Consider the following 1,784-nt stretch of genomic DNA (forward strand, 5'->3'; position numbering starts at 1 on the left):
GCCGTCCGCGGCGGAACGGACCACCCGGCCCACGACCCCACGAGCCCACCGGTCGCGGCCCACCGCGACGGGGCCCGGCGCCGCCCCCCCCGCCCCCCCCCCCGCGCCCCCCCCCCCCCCGCGGGGGGGCGGGGGGCCCGGGCCCCGCCCCGGGCGACGGCGACGGTGTCCTTGTCCACGGCGACCGACTCCCCGGTCAGCGCGGATTCGTCGACCATGAGCGCGGCGGCGTCGACCAGCCGCGCGTCGGCGGGCACGACATCGCCCTCGCCGAGCACGATCAGATCGCCGGTCACGACCTGCTCGGCGGGCACCTCGGCCTGCGCCCCGTCGCGCACCACCCGAGCCGTGGGGGCGGTCATCGCCGAGAGTGCGGCGATGGCGCGGTCGGCGCGGATCTCCTGGGCGAGCCCGACCACGGTGTTGACCACCACGACGAGCAGGATCACCGTCATGTCCGCCCAGTCGGCGGTCACCGCGGTCAGCACGGCCGCCACCAGCAGCACGACGATCAGCGGGTCGCGCAGCTGCCGCAGCACCCGCCCGCGCAGCCGCGCCGGCTGCCGGGTCGCCACGACATTCGGCCCGGCGGCGGCCAGGCGTCGGGCGGCCTCGGTCGCGCTCAGCCCGGCGCCGGACGCAGGCGGGTCGGCGTCTCGGGTGGCCTGCTGTGGCATCGCCGGTCTCCTCGGGGGCGGCCGCTCAGCGCGACCGGTCGGGGTTCGCGGCCAACGCGTGCTCCATCAGCACCCGGCGTTCGGCGGCGGCGATGGCGCGGCGCGTCGCGGGCACCGCGTCGGGGGTGACCGAGACGGAAGTGATGCCCATGCGCACCAGGTGTTCGGCGAAGTCCGGGCGACGGGAGGGCGCCTGCCCGCACAGCGACGAGGTGATGCCGAGATCCCGCGCGGCGGTGATGATGCGGGAGATGGCGTCCAGCACGGCAGCATCGGATTCGTCGAAGAGATCGGCGCACTGTTCGGAGTCCCGGTCCACACCGAGCATCAGCTGGGTCAGATCGTTGCTGCCGATGGACACGCCGTCGATGCCGAGACCGACGTACTCGGGCAGCCAGTGCACCACCGAGGGCACCTCGGCCATCACCCAGCGGTGCATGCCGCGCTGGCGTCCGAGCGGACTGGCGTCGACCAGTTCCAGGCACGCCTCCAGCTCCCAGCGGGTGCGCACGAAGGGGATCATCAGGTGCAGATTCGGCGTGCGCTCCCGCACCAGCGCCAGCGCCCGCAACTCCATCGCGAACACCTCGGGGTCGCGGATGTAGCGATAGCAGCCGCGATAGCCGATCATCGGATTGTGTTCGGCAGGCTCGTATTTCGCGCCACCGTCCAGGTCACGGAATTCGTTGCTGCGGAAGTCGGTGGCTCGGTAGACCACCGGGCGCGGCGCGAAAGCCGCGGTGACCCGCGACAGCGAGTCGGCCATGCTGTCGATGAAGCGTTCCTGTTCGCCGCGGGCCAGCAGCTCGCGCGGATGGATGCCGTTCAGCGCCTGGGTGAGCAGGTTCTCCGCGCGCAGCAGACCGACCCCGTCGACATCGGCCTGGGCGATCCGCTCGGCGACCTCGGGCAGGGCGAGGTTGACGTAGATGCGGGTCGCCGTGGTCTCGGCGGCGGGTGCGGCGGCCGCGGCCGGGGAGGTGACGGTCGCCCGGGGCGCGGCGGGCCGACCGGCGCGCACCTCGCCGGTGGCGCCGTTCACGGTGACGAACTCACCCGCGGGGAGCTGGGTCGTGGCGGTGCGGGCGCCGACCACGCAGGGCACGC

2 protein-coding genes are annotated in these 1,784 nt (G+C 74.5%); both read right to left on the reverse strand.

What is annotated here, in order from left to right; genetic code table 11:
- On the reverse strand, positions 1-677 hold a 677-nt coding region (locus tag QH283_RS17805; protein ID WP_280504118.1), incomplete at its 3' end, for an HAD-IC family P-type ATPase.
- 25 nt (positions 678-702) lie between these two features.
- A partial coding sequence (locus tag QH283_RS17810) for a putative PEP-binding protein (RefSeq protein ID WP_348538286.1) occupies positions 703-1,784 on the reverse strand: 1,082 nt, incomplete at its 5' end.

This window comes from Nocardia farcinica (assembly GCF_029867845.1).
In the GTDB taxonomy this organism is placed as follows: domain Bacteria; phylum Actinomycetota; class Actinomycetes; order Mycobacteriales; family Mycobacteriaceae; genus Nocardia; species Nocardia farcinica_A.